Origin of the sequence: Acinetobacter sp. SK-43 (genome assembly GCF_015351505.1) — a bacterium.
Classification (GTDB): domain Bacteria; phylum Pseudomonadota; class Gammaproteobacteria; order Pseudomonadales; family Moraxellaceae; genus Acinetobacter; species Acinetobacter junii.
In genome coordinates, this window is record NZ_JADKPY010000007.1 from 81,342 (window position 1) to 97,348 (window position 16,007).

Below are 16,007 nucleotides of genomic sequence, written 5' to 3' on the forward strand. Positions count from 1 at the left end.
TTTATCTTTTGCTTTTTTTGGTTAGAATCAAATAAATTGCAGTAAATCTGAGATCGATATGGCGAACCAAATCACTGAAACTTCAAATAGTACAGCGCAAGATTATGTACATTGGTTTCGCCATTCAGCACCTTATATTAATGCTCATCGTGATAAAACATTCGTCCTGATGTTTGGCGGTGAAGCGGTTCAACATGATAATTTCCAACATATCATCCATGATATTGCCTTGCTGCACTCGTTAGGTATTCGTCTGATCCTAGTACATGGTGCACGTCCTCAAATTAATCAAAATTTGCTTGAACGCAAAATTGAAACACCTTTTCATCAAAATCGTCGTGTAACGACACGCGAGTCTTTACGCGGCGTTATGAATGCTGTTGGTTCGATTCGCTTAGAAATCGAAGCACTACTGTCTATGGGCCTTGCGAACTCACCGATGTACGGCGCCCGTATTGATGTTGTATCGGGTAATTTTGTCACCGCAAAACCTTATGGTATTCGTGATGGTATCGATTTCCAACTGACAGGTGATGTACGTTCAATCGATACAGATGCAATTCAGCGTCATTTAGATAATCACAATATTGTGTTGCTAGGACCGACAGGCTACTCCACTACAGGTGAGGTGTTTAATTTACTGGCTGAGGAGGTTGCAACCAAAACTGCAACTGCGATTAAAGCCGATAAACTCATTTTCTTGGGTGAAAAACAAGGTTTAATGAATCAAAAACAGCACTTGCTTCGTGAACTAAGTCCTCGTCAACTTGAACCGTATATTCAACAGTTCCAAGCAAATAATCCTGAATTTTCATTACATTTAAAACAAGCTCAACAAGCCTCTTTATCAGGGGTTCATCGTGTACATTTAATTTCTTATGCTTATGATGGCGCATTGATCGAAGAGTTATTCACTCGTGATGGTATAGGTACCATGATTACCGATGCACATTATGAAGAAGTTCGAATTGCCAATATCCATGATGTTGGTGGTCTCATTAATCTACTTCGTCCACTCGAACAAGAAGGTATTTTGGTTTATCGCTCTCGGGAACGTCTTGAGAGTGAGATTGAACAATTTGCAGTGATTGAACGAGATGGCATGATCTTGGCTTGCGCTGCATTGTATCCAATACCTGCACAGGACGATGAAATTCGTTCAGCGGAAATTGCCTGTGTTGCAGTCGATTCTAGCTATCGAAAATCCAATCGTGGCAGCCAAATTCTGCAATTCTTGGAAAGCAAAGCCAAACAGCAAGGTATACAACAATTATTCGTTCTCACCACTCGAACAGGCCACTGGTTTTTAGAGCAAGGATTTATTCCTGCCACTGTGGATGACTTACCCAACGCTCGCCAAGCGCTCTATAATTATCAAAGAAATTCACTTGTGTTTAAAAAAGCATTGAACTAATTCCAGTACGTGAAGATATTTTTATTTCTGATAAAGATATCTTCGAATCGCTCAATACTGTGATTATTGTTTTAATTTAATTTGATCTAAAACCTTAAATAAAATTTAAAAGACATAATAAACATTAGCTTAGGTGAGATTTTTTAATTCTTTCATTATTCAATAAATCACTAAACTTATTCTTTTTTCTATTTTGCACTTTTTACTGATAACTAAAGCCTGATTATTTATTTTTTCTGCAATAAAAAGCGTTCTAGTTTAGTTGCTCACTTATTTAGATCTTTTTGGATTTACGGGGAGCACAACCACTATGAACATTTCAATCCATTCTTCATGGCTAAAATACACACTTCTTGCTGCAAGTCTTGGCAGCTTATTGGGTATTTCTGGTTGTGCTAAAAAACCTGAGCAGCAAGCAGAAACAAAACAAGAAACCACAACATTAAACATCGGCTTCCAGAAATATGGCATCTTGCCGATTGTCAAAGCAAAAGGTGAATTAGAAAAAAGTCTTGCTGCTCAGGGTGTGAATATTAAATGGGTCGAGTTTCCAGCGGGTCCTCAACTCTTAGAGGGTTTAAATGTTGGGAGCGTAGTATTTGGTGAAGCAGGTGAAGCACCACCTATCTTTGCTCAAGCAGCGAACCCTAACTTAGTTTACGTTGCAAACCAACCACCTGCACCTACTGCTGAAGCTCTGATTGTGCAGAAAAATTCACCGATTCAATCAATACAAGATTTGAAGGGTAAACGTGTTGCTTTAAACAAAGGTTCAAACGTTCATTATCTTTTATTAAAACTGCTTGAAGCGCATAACCTCACGCTCAATGACATTCAACCCGTTTATCTCCCTCCTTCTGATGCCCGTGCTGCTTTTGAAAAAGGTGCCGTCGATGCTTGGGTGATTTGGGACCCATTCTTCTCTGCTGCAGAACATCAAATCCAAGCTCGAGTAATTGCGAACGGTGAACATCTGGTTAGTAATCATCAATTCTATTTGGCTGATCGTAAGTTTGCTGAATCCAATCCAGCAGTTTTGAAAACTTTGGTTGCTACTTTGAATCAAACAACTGACTGGGTCAAAGCACATCCTGATGACGCAGCTAAATTACTCGAAAAACCGACAGGGCTGGAATTTGCGGTTTTAAAAACATCAATCTCTCGTATGGGTTTCGGTGTTCAACCAATCTCTGAAAAAGTCGCTAAAGAACAACAATACGTTGCTGATGCATTTTTTGCGCAAAAACTTATTCCAAATCAGCTTGTCATCCAAGATGCCATCCTAAAAAACGATGTTAAATAATTGGAGATCTCGATGAAGGTGTTTTCTAAAGTTTCAATTTTGGGTGTATTGATCGCGGCAGCGACAATCGGAGGCTGTCAAAAAATCGAACAGCCGTCGGCAGACACTGCGAGCTCTACTGAAAATAGCGCAGTAAAAACACTTTCTATCGGCTTCCAAAAATCTTCGCTGAATCTACTGGTCGCAAGACAACAGAAATTATTCGAGCAAGCCTTTCCAAATGCCAAAATTGAATGGCGTGAATTTCCTGCAGGTCCACAATTACTTGAAGCATTGGCTGTTGGTGCTGTCGATTTTGGTTCTGTTGGAAATACACCACCTATTTTTGCTCAAGCAGCTGCCAAGCCATTAACTTATGTGGCTTATGAAGTTGTCGCACCTACTGCACAAGCCATATTGGTTCACCCCAATAGCCAAATCAATACACTACAAGATTTGAAAGGTAAACGAATTGCTGTGCAAAGAGGTTCTAGTGCACATGAGCTGCTCGCTAAGACCTTACAGAAAGCTCAATTGTCTTGGCAAGATATCGAACCCATTTGGTTACCGCCCTCTGATGCACGTGCTGCATTTGACAAACAAGCGGTAGATGCTTGGGCAATTTGGGAACCTTATTTGGGCACTGCGGAATTACAGGGTCATACCAAAACGTTGATTGATGGGCGATCTTTCCCAACCACTTATTCTTTTTATATTGGCAACCCAAATTTCATCCAGAAGCATCCTCAAGCTGTACAGAAAGTCATAAATGCGATCAATGATGCAGATCACTGGATCGTAAAACACCAAGATCAAGCCTTAAAAATCTATGCAGGCAGTACAGGCTTAGATAGTCAAGTTGCTCAACGTGTTTTAGACAAAAGACCAAAACCTTCGCCTGTTCGTCCTCTCACAACAGAGGTAATTCTCCACCAACAAGAGATTGCCGATTTATTTCAACAAGAGCAATTGATCACTGTGCAAATTGACGTTCAGCGCAGCGTTTGGTCTGCCAAATAAATGCTTATTTTACTTTCATAAGGAACATCGACATGAATATTTTTTGGTTTATTCCCACTCACGGTGACAGTCGTTATTTAGGCACCAGCAAGGGTGCTCGTCAAGTCGATCATGCTTATATGAAACAGATTGCGGTTGCTGTAGATAATCTTGGCTATGCAGGAGTATTAATTCCAACTGGTCGCTCTTGTGAAGACCCTTGGATCACCGCAGCAAGCCTCATCGATGCCACAAAACAGCTTAAATTTTTAGTCGCACTTCGACCAGGAATCACGACGCCTGCACTCGCTGCACGAATGGCTGCCACATTTGATCGCTTATCAAATGGTCGTATTTTATTGAATCTTGTGACTGGTGGTGATGAGCAAGAACTCAAAGGTGATGGCTTATATGAAGACCATAGTACGCGTTATCAAACAGCATCTGAATATGTAAAAATTTGGCGTGAAATCCTAAGCCGATCACATACTGGTGAATCATTCACTTTTCATGGTGAGCGCTTAAGCGTTGACGATGCCAAACTTTTGTACCCACCTGTGCAAAAACCTTATCCTCCCCTTTGGTTTGGCGGCTCATCAGAAGATGCTACTGAACTTGCTGCGGAACAAGTGGATACCTATTTAACATGGGGTGAACCACCAGCTGCTGTAAAAGACAAAATCGAATATTTAAAAGCTAAGGCTGCGGCAAAGGGTCGTAGCTTGAATTATGGAATCCGTTTACACGTGATAGTACGCGAGACTAACCAACAAGCCTGGGCTGCAGCCGATGAATTAATTCAATATTTAGATGATGAGACTATTGCAGCAGCGCAGAAAAAATTTGCACAAATGGACTCTGTCGGCCAGCAGCGCATGGCAGCCCTGCACGGTGGGCGTAAAGATCAGTTGGAGGTCTCACCAAACTTATGGGCGGGTATCGGTTTAGTCCGTGGTGGCGCAGGCACAGCCTTGGTTGGTGATCCAGAAACTGTTGCTGCTCGTATTCAAGAATATGCTGAGTTGGGTATCGATACTTTTATCTTCTCAGGCTATCCACATTTAGAAGAATCAATCCGTTTTGCAGAATTGGTGTTTCCGTTATTACCACTAAAAACACGAGAGAAACTTGCACAACCTCATTTAACAGGTCCCTTCGGTGAAATTATTGCCAACAATTATGTGCCCGAAGCCAAACAGCCTAAATTGTTAAACAAGGAGACCGCATGACTACGCATCATGTTTCACGTGGAACACAACCCATTTTTACCAATCTTTTACCGTGGCTATTCCCTATTTTACTGATCGTGATATGGCAAGTTGCATCAAGTTCGGGTCTCTTGCAAAGTCGTGTTCTTCCTGCACCGACCGCTGTAGTGAGTGCCTTTTGGCACTTACTAATTAGTGGCGAGCTTTGGCAGCACGTAAAGGTCAGCGCTGGACGGGCATTACTAGGATTACTCATCGGAGGCGGACTAGGTCTACTGCTCGGGTTGTTGAATGGTTCATCACGGATCGCGTCGACCTTACTCGATACCACTCTACAAATGATCCGCAATATCCCTGCTTTAGCACTGATTCCATTGGTTATTTTATGGTTCGGTATTGACGAAACAGCCAAATTATTTCTAGTTGCAGTCGGTGTGTTTTTCCCAATTTATATCAACACTTATCACGGTATTCGTTCTGTTGACCCTCAACTAATCGAAATGGGAAAAAGTTATGGTCTGAGTCGCTGGCAACTGTATAAAGAAATTATTTTACCTGGGGCCATGCCTTCGATTTTAGTCGGTTTTCGTTTTTCACTCGGCTTGGTTTGGGTGCTTCTGATCGTAGCTGAAACGATATCAGCGCAATCTGGTATTGGTTATATGACTATGAATGCACGTGAATTTTTACAAACAGATATCGTTTTGGTCGGCATTTTGCTCTATGCCCTACTTGGAAAACTAGCTGATGTTTTTGCACAGATATTAGAACGTTATTTATTGCGTTGGCATGCAGGCTATCAAAAATAAAAAGGATCAATTTATGACGAATCTCAACCTAAAATTCTTAAGTGAATCTCGCACCCAAGACTCACTATCAAAGGATGACAATACCAATGGGGCTGCTATTCAAATTGAGCAACTCTATAAATATTATGGTGATGTCAAAGTATTAGAAGATCTAGATTTAGATATTCAAGCAGGTGAATTTGTTGCAATTGTTGGACGTAGTGGTTGTGGTAAAAGCACCTTGTTACGTTTAATCGCCCAACTGGAAAAACCAAGTTATGGCGAAATCAAATATCAATCTGCACGCCATTTTAGAGAAGGGATTACCAATGCTGATATTAGGGTCATGTTTCAAGATCCACGTCTACTACCATGGAAAAGTGTATTGAAAAATACGCAACTTGGATTAGCCAAAGAAAAATATAAATTTACCGAGCAATTGCTAGAAAAAGTGGGCTTAAAAGATAAAGCCGAACATTGGCCCACTCAACTTTCAGGGGGACAACGTCAACGTGTTGCTTTAGCGCGTGCTCTATCGCATGCGCCTCGCATTCTACTACTGGACGAGCCATTAGGTGCATTAGATGCGCTCACACGATTAGAGATGCAAAATCTCATCGAACAACTTTGGAATGAGCAAGGTTTTACCGCTATTTTAGTGACCCATGATGTTAGTGAGGCCGTTCAACTGGCAGATCGTATTATCTTGCTCGATCAAGGTCACATTAAACAGAGTTTCAACGTAGATTTGGCTCGTCCACGCATTAAGAATATTGCCTTCACACGCCTAGAACAGCAGGTTTTAGAGGCTGTTTTAGCCACTTGAGCTATATGTTTTACGACTAAGAAAAATGAGTGATCGTTCTGTTTTTGTCTACAAAATAAGCGGCAGAAGATACCCAAAATGGTCAGTTTTTACCGTTAATCAACAGAACGTTACCGTTAATCAACAGAACGTTACCGTTAATCTAAGAACTGAACGATTTTTGCTAAAAAAAATGTGTTCTTGTGCACAGATATATGAATTTATCTTACAATGTCAAGGACATTTTTTGAATCAAGCTCGCAGATGGAACAGAAAAAAAGTACACAAAAGCGCAATCAACTGCTGAATGCTGCCCTAGATGTTTTTTCCGTCTATGGGTTCAGCGGCGCAAGTTTGGATGAGATTGCACAACTTGCAAATATGCATAAATCGAATATTTTCTATTACTATGAAAATAAAGAATCGCTTTATGTTGAGGTGCTGACAACTGTATTACAGAAATGGCTTGCACCTTTGCAAATTTTAGAAGCAGAACTTGAGCCTACTCAAGCACTTACTGACTATCTCATTCAAAAACTCGAAAGCTCACGCGACCAACCTAAAGCATCTCGTTTGTTTGCTTTAGAGATCATCCAAGGTGCTCCACATATCTTGCCGATCTTAAAAGGACCTTTGAAAAAGCTGTTTAAACGCAAAACTAAAGTGATCCAAACTTGGCAGGAACAAGGGAAAATCTCAAAAGAAATCGATGCAGAACTGTTAATTATTAACATTTGGTCAATTACGCAGAATTATGCGGATTTTGCTACACAAATGGAGATGGTGACAGGCAAAACTTTACGCAATCGCAGCATGTACCAACGCACGATTGAACATACCGTGCATATGATGCTTTATGGTGTGATCCCTCGCTAAATTAGCCCATTAAAAAAAGCCCATCTCGATCGATGGGCTTTTTTATTAGAAGTGAGCTTGATACAAAGCGAGCAGTTTTTGTGCTCCTACCAATAGGTTTTCTTCCCAGTCTAAATGAGCAGTATCATCTGCCCCATCCGTAATATATTTTACTGAAATCAACCGCACCCCAAGTTTTTGACACACCTTTGCCAGAGCATAACCTTCCATATCTACTAAATTGCAATGAACCTTCGGAACCCCAGTTTCAAATGAATCACCCGTACCACAAATCCCTTTAGGTAAATATTCAAAATAGGCTGGTGTATGAATCTCAGCAGGTAAATGTTCATCCATAGGCGTGACCCCGACCGCAAAGCCCAAGGGTGATACATCCATATCACGCTGCACGAAAGTCGTCACCTCAACTAAACTATGTGCATTAAAATGAGAGCTTCCAGCGCTACCCAAGTTGATCAAGGTTTTACATCCCGTTTTTTGGATTACCTCAAATGCCTTGAATGCTGCATTAATTTTACCGATACCACTATAGTGAACTTCAATTCCAGCTTGCTCAAATAGACCTTTTGATTCATTTGGCAGTGCCATCATCAAAGCAACATCAGCATTCATAACCACATACTCTATTCAGATTAAAGCCAACACACATAAAAAGGTGTGCTCTTGCACAACGATTATCTTATTGCATCTTTTGCTGTAAGGCGACCAAACAAGGAGAGAAAAATAGTTGACCACTATATGCACCAACCACTGTTTTTTTCATCACCAAAGCCCATAACGCTAGCAAAACAATACTCAAAGCTACAGCAATATACGTAAAGAAATTGAACTGTAACTGATGCGCCAAATTAAAGATCGCTAAAATAAATACACCAAATGGGAAAGTCAGCCCCCACCAACCAAGGTTAAAAGGAATCCCTGTACGCGCGTGACGTACAGTCGTTAAAACCGCGATGCCAAACCACCACAAGCCAAAGCCCAATAACACCAAACCACCAATGACGCCTATGGCTGGCACTATTGTCGCCAATTCTTCTAATCCAACAGCATTCAAAATACGTGGAGCTTGCTGACCGAGTAACAACAAAGCCAATGCCCCTGTTCCAATCGGTCCTAAACATAACCAGCTAGAAATCGCGACTTCTTTTTCAGGCAACTGATGCAAAGCCAGACGTAACATTAAAATGGTTAAGATTGCAAAAGCAGGCAATACAGAAATCCCCCACAATACATACCCCGTGATCAAGATCGCTAAAGCATGCTGATCCGCGGCCAAATGCTGTAATAGTAATCCTGCAGAACTCGCAGCCACCTCACATGCCACGATTGGCAACAACCAAACCGCAGTCATACGTTGCAATTGATGGTCCTGACAGCTAAACATACAAAATGGCACCACCCAGGCAATCAACACCGCAAGAAATACATCGAGATACCAAAGATAAGTCGCTATCTGAATCGCAATATCGCCATATAAATGCACTCCAAAGCTCAAGAAACCATTCACAATCGTCGCTAGTCCCATCGGTATCGCACCTAAAAACAAACTCATGTTTGGGTGGTTAAAGATCTGTTTTGCTTCAGTTGGAAATAGAATCCAACGCAAGCCATAAAGAATACTGAAAGTGATAAATAGTAAGATATTGAACTGCCATAATTTAGTCGCAAGCATAAACAAGATTGATGAAGCAAAAGGCAGCTGTGCTAAAATCATCGCTACCACACCTGTTCCCATCGTGGCGGTAAACCAGTTTGGGGTAAAATGGCGAATCACATCTCTGCTTTGTTCTAACTGATAAAATGGCTTTTTCATCTCTTTCTCGATCTATAGCGACGATTAAGCTATCTTAAGCGATCCAACTAATAAGAAAAATTGATTTATTTTTATTTAATGAATCAATAAAAATGATATATTGCGTTTAAATATTGAAATTTCCTTGCGTAAAAACACAACAACAAGACGAATCGCTGAGAATATGGCAATATATAGCCTTTGCAAAATTCACTGAATTTAACGCCCATGAAGTTGCTTCGTCTCAACGCATTATCGCCAGATTTTCAGTTACCTCCGAGCGCGGTAACGATTGGCAATTTTGATGGTGTCCATCTGGGTCACCAAGCGATGATTGCTCAACTGAAAACATTGGCAAATGCCAAAGGCTTAAAAACATTAGTGATGATTTTTGAGCCACAACCGCTTGAATTTTTTAAAGGTTATGACGCACCACCACGTATTAGCTCGCTCAGAGAAAAAGTAGAATATTTAACTGAGTTAGGGGTGGATTATATTGCTGTCGCCAAGTTTGATCAGTATTTTAGAAGTCTTAATGCAACCGAATTTGCTGAGCTACTCAAATTAAAACTCAATGCTCAAAGCTTAGTATTAGGTGATGACTTTCATTTTGGTAAAGACCGCCAAGGCAATAGCGAATTCCTACGTGATTATGGATTTGACGTCACTAATTTAAATACAGTGGCTTTAAATGGTGAACGTGTGAGTTCAACTCGTATTCGTCAAGTTTTACAAGCAGGTGATCTTGCTTTAGCTGCTAAATTATTGGGTCGTCCATACAGCATTACAGGTCGTGTGCAATATGGCGATCAGATTGGACGTACCCTTGATTTTCCAACGATTAATGTCCGTTTAAATCGCCATAAACCGTGTTTAAGTGGTATTTATGCGGTGGACGTGGTATGTGAGAATGCTTCTCTCACAGCAAAAATTCAACATATAGATACTGAGTTGAATGGAATTGCTGGTTATCAAGCTGATAGTTTGTTTGGTGCAGGTCATGTCGGGACACGTCCAGCTATTCAACAAGATCATCCAGAGTGGCGATTAGAAGTACATTTCCCTGATGTTTCTGCTAATCTGTATGGCCTATTGATGCGGGTAACTTTTCTTCACTATTTACATGGCGAACTGAATTACCCTTCGCTTGAAGCACTCAAAGCTGGGATCGATGATGATGTACAAAAACTACGAGACTATCGTAAGCGTACACCAGAATTTCCTTTTTAAATTTTAAATTTCATTTTTGTAGAACATGTCAGTTTAGACTGATAAAACTGGAAGAAAACTTGCATGAGCGATAAGCAAACTCCTGAAAATGCAGTGGATTATAAAGCCACACTCAATTTGCCTGATACTGAATTTGCGATGAAAGCAAATTTGGCTGTGCGTGAAGCCAAATGGTTAGAAGAGTGGTATGCCGACAACATTTATCAGCAGATTCGCGCATCGCGTATTGGCAAGAAAAAATATGTACTTCATGACGGCCCTCCATATGCCAATGGTCAAATCCACTTAGGTCATGCAGTCAATAAAGTTCTAAAAGACATCATCATCAAAAGCCGCGTTATGGATGGCTTTGATGCGCCCTATGTTCCAGGTTGGGACTGTCACGGCTTACCAATTGAGCTTAAAGTCGAAGAAAAAGTGGGTAAGGTTGGTGTCAAGGTCGACGCCTCTACCTTCCGCAAAGCCTGCCGTGAATATGCTTACACACAAGTCGAGTTACAGAAAAAAGACTTCGTGCGTATGGGCGTGTTTGGTGACTGGGATAATCCCTACCTCACCATGAACTTCAAACAAGAAGCTGACATCGTACGCTCTTTGGGGGCGATTGCTAAAGCGGGTCATATTGAACCAGGTTTGAAGCCTGTGAACTGGTGTTTGGACTGTGGTTCTGCACTTGCAGAAGCAGAAGTTGAATACGAAGACAAAAAATCTGATGCAATTGATGTTGGCTTTACGGTTGTTGATCTTAAAGATTTAAGCGCACGTCTAAGTATTGATGTTCAAGATGTGACTGATATTGTCATTTGGACAACTACACCGTGGACTTTACCTGCCAACCAAGCTGTTGCAGTACATGCCGACATTGACTACCAACTGGTACAAGTAAGCACTGAACGAGGCTCACAAAACTTCATTCTTGCCAAAGATTTAGTTGAATCAGCAATCGAACGTTACAAGCTCGAAAATCCAGTTGTATTGGCTGATTTTAAAGGCGCTGTCATCGAGAAGCTATTATTACAACATCCTTTAATTACTGATCGTCAAGTCCCAGTAATTGTTGGTGAGCACGTAATTGCGACTAGCGGTACAGGTGCCGTACACACTGCTCCTGGACACGGTGTGGACGACTATAAAGTCGGTCTGCAATACAATCTAAAAGTCGATAATCCAGTCGGTGGTAATGGCGTATATTTACCAACTGCACCGATTTTTGCGGGTGAGCACATCTACAAAGCCAATCCAAAAATTATCGAAGCTTTGGGTGCTGTAGGTCGTTTATGGGCACATCAGCCGATTAAACATAGCTATCCACATTGCTGGCGTCATAAAACACCGATTATCTTCCGTGCAACACCACAATGGTTTATCAGCATGGATGCCAAAGGTTTACGTCAAACTGCTTTAAATGCGATTGAAAATGACATCGAATTTGTTCCAGATTGGGGTAAAAATCGTATTCAATCGATGATCGAAGGTCGTCCTGACTGGTGTATCTCACGTCAACGTACTTGGGGCGTACCAATCCCATTCTTTGTACACAAAGATACTAATGCATTACACCCTCGTACACCTGAACTCATTGAAGAAGTCGCTAAACTGATCGAACAAGAAGGTATTGATGGTTGGTATAACCGCGATGCTAGCGACTTCATTGGCGCAGATGCTGAACAGTACAATGCCGTACGCGATACACTTGACGTTTGGTTTGACTCAGGTACTACACATTATGCAGTGTTGCGTGAACGTGAAGAGTTACAAGACCCTGCAGATCTGTATCTTGAAGGTTCTGACCAACATCGTGGCTGGTTCCAATCGTCATTGTTAACTTCAATTGCGATTAATGAACGTGCACCGTATAAAGGTCTACTCACTCACGGATTCGTCGTGGATGAGAAAGGTCGTAAAATGTCCAAGTCATTAGGCAACATCATCACCCCACAAGACATCATCAAAGATATGGGTGCAGATGGTTTACGTTTCTGGATTGCTTCGGCTGACTATCGCTATGAAATGACCGCAGGTAAAGAAATCTTTAGCCGTGCGTCTGATGGTTATCGTCGTATCCGTAACACTTTACGTTTCTTGTTGGCAAACTTAAATGGTTTCAAGCCATCAACAGATGCTTTACCTGTAAACGAATTGATCGCATTAGACCAATACATCTTGCAACGCGCGGCTGAAGTACAAAAAACCATTCAGCAAGCCTATGAAGAGATGAACTTCCACATTGTAACTAATGCATTGACCAATTTCTGTATCAATGACTTAGGTGGTTTCTATCTCGACATCATCAAAGATCGTCAGTACACAACCAAAGCGGATTCACAAGCTCGCCGTTCAGCACAAACTGCGCTGTATCATTTAGTACAAGCTTTTGTACGCTGGATGTCACCAATCCTGAGCTTTACAGCTCAAGAAGCTTGGCCATTGATCCCAGAGCAAACTGAGAAATATGTATTTACTGCTGAATGGTATGACATCCCAACGGCATCAACAGCAAATTTGCTTTCAGAAGCAGATTGGCAAACATTGATTAGCGTAAAATCAGCAGTAAATAAACAGATTGAAGCAGCACGTAACGCTAAACTCGTTGGTAGTAACTTATCTGCAAAAGTTGAACTTTGGGCAGATGAAGCATTACAAACATTATTAAATCAGTTGGCTGATGAATTACGTTTCGTCTTGATCACGTCTCAAGTCATCGTTTACCCGTATGCTGAACAAGGTGAAAGCACTGACTTAACAGGATTACGTGTCAAAGTTTCTGCGGCTGATGGTGAAAAATGTGTACGTTGCTGGCATGTATTGCCAGACGTGAATACCCACGTTGGTCATGCTGGTTTATGCGCTCGTTGTATCGTCAATGTCACTGGTAGTGGCGAAGTGAGAAAGTATGCCTAATACACAAGCAAAAAAAGGCTTGTTCCAGTTTTATCCTCATAATCTCATGTGGCTTGGACTTTCAGTCCTTGCCATTGTGTTAGATCAATGGACAAAATGGATTGCAAGTACACACTTAAACTATGCCGATCCTGTTCCTGTATTACCTTTCCTGAATTGGACATTACTGCATAACTATGGTGCTGCATTCAGTTTTCTTTCTGATGCTGGTGGCTGGCAACGTTACTTTTTTACTTCTTTAGCAGGCTTTGTCTCGATTATCTTTATTTTTTGGTTAATGAAAATGCCAAAAAAAATGATCATCCTTCCGATTGCAATTGCATTAATTCTCGGTGGTGCTATAGGCAACCTTATAGACCGCGTCTCATTGGGTTATGTCGTTGACTTTATTCATGTCTATTATCAAGACAGTCACTTCCCTGCTTTTAATATTGCAGATAGTGCGATTACCTTAGGAACAATCCTGCTACTTATTGATACTTTCTTCCTTGAAAAGAAACGTATCCAAAATGCGGAAACAAAAAATGTCTGAAATTATCCAACCAAACGAAGAAATTCGGATTGAAGATGGTTCAAAAGTTGATTTACATTTTTCAGTATCGATCGAAAATGGTGTTGAAATTGATAATACCCGTGGTCGTGAAGAGCCTGTTAGTCTAGTCATTGGGGATGGCAACCTACTCCCTGGATTTGAAAAGGCATTATTTGGTTTACGTGCAGGCGATCGTCGTACTGTACATTTACCGCCAGAAGATGCATTTGGTCCATGGAATCCTGAAAATATTCAAACTTTTGATACCGTGAAGTTTGAACAACGCCCTATCATCGGGCATATGATTGAATTTGAAGATAAAGCTAAAGCAACCTTGTTTGGCATCGTAAAATCAGTCAATGATGACATCACAGAGATTGACTTTAATCATCCACTTGCTGGTAAAAATATTACCTTTGAAGTTGAAATCTTTAAAGTGACCCCAGCAGGTCAGCAAGGCATCAAATTGATGTAACACAAAAGCTCTCAAATGAGAGCTTTTTTTAACGCTAAAGAATTGTATAAGATCATAAAAACATTCATTTTTAAATCAAAGCAATAACACATAGGAATTTAAATATGCTCATTTATATTATTGTCGGCAGTGTTCGTGAAAGTCGAACTGCAATTAAAGTTGCAAACTGGGTACAACAAGCAATCTCTGAGCTCACGTTAAATAATCTTCAAACAGAAATCGTCGATCTTAAAGAATGGGATTTACCGTTATTTGCAGGTGCTCACCCACCCGCAACAGGTATCTATGATCAGCCTAAACAGCAAGCTTGGGCAGATAAAATTGCTCAAGCACAAGGATTCATATTTATTAGCCCTGAATATAACCATGGTTATAGCCCAGCACTCAAGAATGCCTTAGATTATGTCGGTAAAGAATGGCAAGGCAAACCAGCAGCTTTTATCGGCTATGGTTCAACCAATGGTTCACGTTCAATTAGCCAAATTCGTCAAGTAAGTTCAAGCTTAGGAATTATTGATCCAAATGCAGTGATTGAAATTCGCGACATCTTTAAACGTAATAAAGACGAAAAATTTGAAGCCAATGAATTTGAAGTAAAAGGATTAGCAGCACTCGTTGCCAAATTACAGAAATATAATATCGCCTAATTGTACGTCTAGGCGTACATTGATCAGGTAGATTCACGTCTATTCCACTGTTGACTTGAGCGCTAATATAAGATGCATAAAGAGACAGGAAGTCTCATCGAAAATAACAAGATACGCAGGAAGCGGTCGTTGATAAGGAATATAAACGACCAGAAACTGAATACTAAGAAGCCCCGTCAGGATGATGGGGCTTCTTTTTATCTATTCTTTCTCTAGCAATTGCTGAATTCTTTTTTGATAATTATTTAAAAAATCCTTTGTCACTCTAAAATGTTCTGTTTCCTCATAAGATATCTCTCTAATCCCTGTGTCCGAAAACTGATAAATTTTGGCATTTGGATAAGCCAATAAAATAGGAGAATGGGTAGCAATAATAAATTGAGATTGCTCCTGACATAAACGATCTAAAACCGATAAGGTTGTCATCAACATCGTTGGAGACAAGGCTGCTTCTGGTTCATCTAAAAGGTATAAACCTTTCCCTTTTAATTTGATTGTTAATAATTTTAAGAAAGCCTCTCCATGCGAGCATAAGTGTATATCTCCACCGTACTCAATTAGATAGCCGACTTGCTTCATATAGGTTGCAACGTTATAGAAGCTCTCGGCACGTAAAAAGTAATAATCTTGAGGCTTCTTATAGCTTTTTATCGTTCGAATCGCCTGATGCAAACTTCTGAAAAAACCAAAGCAAGTGCTAAGGCCTCAAGAATGGTCGATTTCCCTGAACCATTCTCACCGACAAAGAAAGTTACTTGTGGGTGAAACTTGATGCTTTCTAAATCGTTAACAGCTGGTACGACATAAGGGTAGCTAGCCCAATCCAAAGACTCAGGCGACTTAAACTTTACAGCTCGAATATAAGGTCTTTCTTGCATAAAATATTGGGAAATTTATTATTTGTTATAGCATGCTAGATTTTAAGTTTAAAAAATACCTTAATTCATTTATGAACGTCTTAAGCTGTCATATGCAAAAGCCAGACTAAACTGTACTCACCTTAATTTTCTTTATAAATTTTAAAAATTCAATAAAAAACACCCCTAACTGTTAGGTTA

14 protein-coding genes and 1 pseudogene are annotated in these 16,007 nt (G+C 40.5%); 12 read left to right on the forward strand and 3 right to left on the reverse strand.

Annotated elements, in window-relative coordinates:
• Positions 1-58: 58 nt before the first annotated feature.
• From argA to IRT38_RS02865, 7 genes are all read left to right on the forward strand, one after another.
• Positions 59-1,414, forward strand: coding sequence for an amino-acid N-acetyltransferase (gene argA / locus IRT38_RS02835; protein ID WP_099949416.1), 1,356 nt, complete (start codon positions 59-61; stop codon positions 1,412-1,414).
• Between the two features lie 310 nt (positions 1,415-1,724).
• Positions 1,725-2,717 (forward strand): sulfonate ABC transporter substrate-binding protein, encoded by a 993-nt coding sequence (locus tag IRT38_RS02840; RefSeq protein ID WP_194596906.1) that lies wholly within the window; start codon positions 1,725-1,727, stop codon positions 2,715-2,717.
• A gap of 12 nt (positions 2,718-2,729) precedes the next feature.
• Entirely contained in the window at positions 2,730-3,716 is a 987-nt protein-coding gene (locus IRT38_RS02845; RefSeq protein WP_194596907.1) for an aliphatic sulfonate ABC transporter substrate-binding protein, read from the forward strand.
• 32 nt (positions 3,717-3,748) lie between these two features.
• Entirely contained in the window at positions 3,749-4,924 is a 1,176-nt protein-coding gene (gene ssuD, locus IRT38_RS02850; RefSeq protein WP_194596908.1) for an FMNH2-dependent alkanesulfonate monooxygenase, read from the forward strand.
• Positions 4,921-5,712, forward strand: coding sequence for an aliphatic sulfonate ABC transporter permease SsuC (gene ssuC / locus IRT38_RS02855; RefSeq protein WP_194596909.1), 792 nt, complete (start codon positions 4,921-4,923; stop codon positions 5,710-5,712). Before ssuD ends, ssuC begins: the two co-directional genes overlap by 4 nt.
• Before the next feature lie 13 nt (positions 5,713-5,725).
• Complete coding sequence (locus IRT38_RS02860) at positions 5,726-6,517, forward strand: ABC transporter ATP-binding protein (protein ID WP_194596910.1); 792 nt, start codon at positions 5,726-5,728, stop codon at positions 6,515-6,517.
• 243 nt (positions 6,518-6,760) lie between these two features.
• Positions 6,761-7,372: a TetR/AcrR family transcriptional regulator gene (locus IRT38_RS02865; RefSeq protein ID WP_194596911.1), complete on the forward strand. Its 612-nt coding sequence runs from the start codon at positions 6,761-6,763 to the stop codon at positions 7,370-7,372.
• Between the two features lie 45 nt (positions 7,373-7,417).
• On the opposite strand, the gene IRT38_RS02870 is transcribed toward IRT38_RS02865, so the two are convergent.
• Together IRT38_RS02870 and IRT38_RS02875 are read right to left on the reverse strand one after the other, a co-directional pair.
• Positions 7,418-7,984 carry a 5'-nucleosidase gene (locus IRT38_RS02870; protein WP_004956924.1) on the reverse strand — a complete coding sequence of 189 codons (567 nt, stop codon included), beginning with the start codon at positions 7,982-7,984 and terminating at the stop codon, positions 7,418-7,420.
• Positions 7,985-8,051: 67 nt separating this feature from the next.
• A complete protein-coding gene (locus IRT38_RS02875) occupies positions 8,052-9,185 on the reverse strand; it encodes a TDT family transporter (RefSeq protein WP_194596912.1) in 1,134 nt (377 codons plus the stop codon).
• A gap of 207 nt (positions 9,186-9,392) precedes the next feature.
• On the opposite strand from IRT38_RS02875, the gene ribF reads away from it, so the two are divergent.
• From ribF to IRT38_RS02900, 5 genes are all read left to right on the forward strand, one after another.
• On the forward strand, positions 9,393-10,394 hold the full coding sequence (gene ribF, locus IRT38_RS02880) for a riboflavin biosynthesis protein RibF (protein WP_194596913.1): 1,002 nt from the start codon (positions 9,393-9,395) through the stop codon (positions 10,392-10,394).
• Between the two features lie 63 nt (positions 10,395-10,457).
• Positions 10,458-13,295, forward strand: a complete 2,838-nt coding sequence (gene ileS, locus IRT38_RS02885) for an isoleucine--tRNA ligase (protein ID WP_125299879.1) — start codon at positions 10,458-10,460, stop codon at positions 13,293-13,295.
• Positions 13,288-13,827, forward strand: coding sequence for a signal peptidase II (gene lspA, locus IRT38_RS02890; RefSeq protein ID WP_194596914.1), 540 nt, complete (start codon positions 13,288-13,290; stop codon positions 13,825-13,827). Before ileS ends, lspA begins: the two co-directional genes overlap by 8 nt.
• Positions 13,820-14,302 (forward strand): peptidylprolyl isomerase, encoded by a 483-nt coding sequence (locus IRT38_RS02895; protein WP_004907359.1) that lies wholly within the window; start codon positions 13,820-13,822, stop codon positions 14,300-14,302. Before lspA ends, IRT38_RS02895 begins: the two co-directional genes overlap by 8 nt.
• Positions 14,303-14,406: 104 nt before the next feature.
• Positions 14,407-14,949: an NADPH-dependent FMN reductase gene (locus tag IRT38_RS02900; RefSeq protein ID WP_194596915.1), complete on the forward strand. Its 543-nt coding sequence runs from the start codon at positions 14,407-14,409 to the stop codon at positions 14,947-14,949.
• 201 nt (positions 14,950-15,150) lie between these two features.
• Here the strand turns inward: IRT38_RS02900 and IRT38_RS02905 are convergent.
• Positions 15,151-15,827: pseudogene (locus IRT38_RS02905) on the reverse strand (AAA family ATPase).
• Positions 15,828-16,007 lie beyond the last annotated feature (180 nt).

Excerpts from the sequence above, each read along its gene's own strand:
- IRT38_RS02865 (WP_194596911.1), top strand. The coding sequence starts at position 6,761 with ATGGAACAGAAAAAAAGTACACAAAAGCGCAATCAACTGCTGAATGCT.
- ssuC (WP_194596909.1), top strand. The coding sequence starts at position 4,921 with ATGACTACGCATCATGTTTCACGTGGAACACAACCCATTTTTACCAAT.
- ssuD (WP_194596908.1), top strand. The coding sequence starts at position 3,749 with ATGAATATTTTTTGGTTTATTCCCACTCACGGTGACAGTCGTTATTTA.
- ribF (WP_194596913.1), top strand. The coding sequence starts at position 9,393 with ATGAAGTTGCTTCGTCTCAACGCATTATCGCCAGATTTTCAGTTACCT.
- IRT38_RS02895 (WP_004907359.1), top strand. The coding sequence starts at position 13,820 with ATGTCTGAAATTATCCAACCAAACGAAGAAATTCGGATTGAAGATGGT.
- IRT38_RS02875 (WP_194596912.1), bottom strand. The coding sequence starts at position 9,185 with ATGAAAAAGCCATTTTATCAGTTAGAACAAAGCAGAGATGTGATTCGC.
- IRT38_RS02870 (WP_004956924.1), bottom strand. The coding sequence starts at position 7,984 with ATGAATGCTGATGTTGCTTTGATGATGGCACTGCCAAATGAATCAAAA.
- IRT38_RS02840 (WP_194596906.1), top strand. The coding sequence starts at position 1,725 with ATGAACATTTCAATCCATTCTTCATGGCTAAAATACACACTTCTTGCT.
- lspA (WP_194596914.1), top strand. The coding sequence starts at position 13,288 with ATGCCTAATACACAAGCAAAAAAAGGCTTGTTCCAGTTTTATCCTCAT.
- ileS (WP_125299879.1), top strand. The coding sequence starts at position 10,458 with ATGAGCGATAAGCAAACTCCTGAAAATGCAGTGGATTATAAAGCCACA.
- IRT38_RS02900 (WP_194596915.1), top strand. The coding sequence starts at position 14,407 with ATGCTCATTTATATTATTGTCGGCAGTGTTCGTGAAAGTCGAACTGCA.
- IRT38_RS02845 (WP_194596907.1), top strand. The coding sequence starts at position 2,730 with ATGAAGGTGTTTTCTAAAGTTTCAATTTTGGGTGTATTGATCGCGGCA.
- argA (WP_099949416.1), top strand. The coding sequence starts at position 59 with ATGGCGAACCAAATCACTGAAACTTCAAATAGTACAGCGCAAGATTAT.
- IRT38_RS02860 (WP_194596910.1), top strand. The coding sequence starts at position 5,726 with ATGACGAATCTCAACCTAAAATTCTTAAGTGAATCTCGCACCCAAGAC.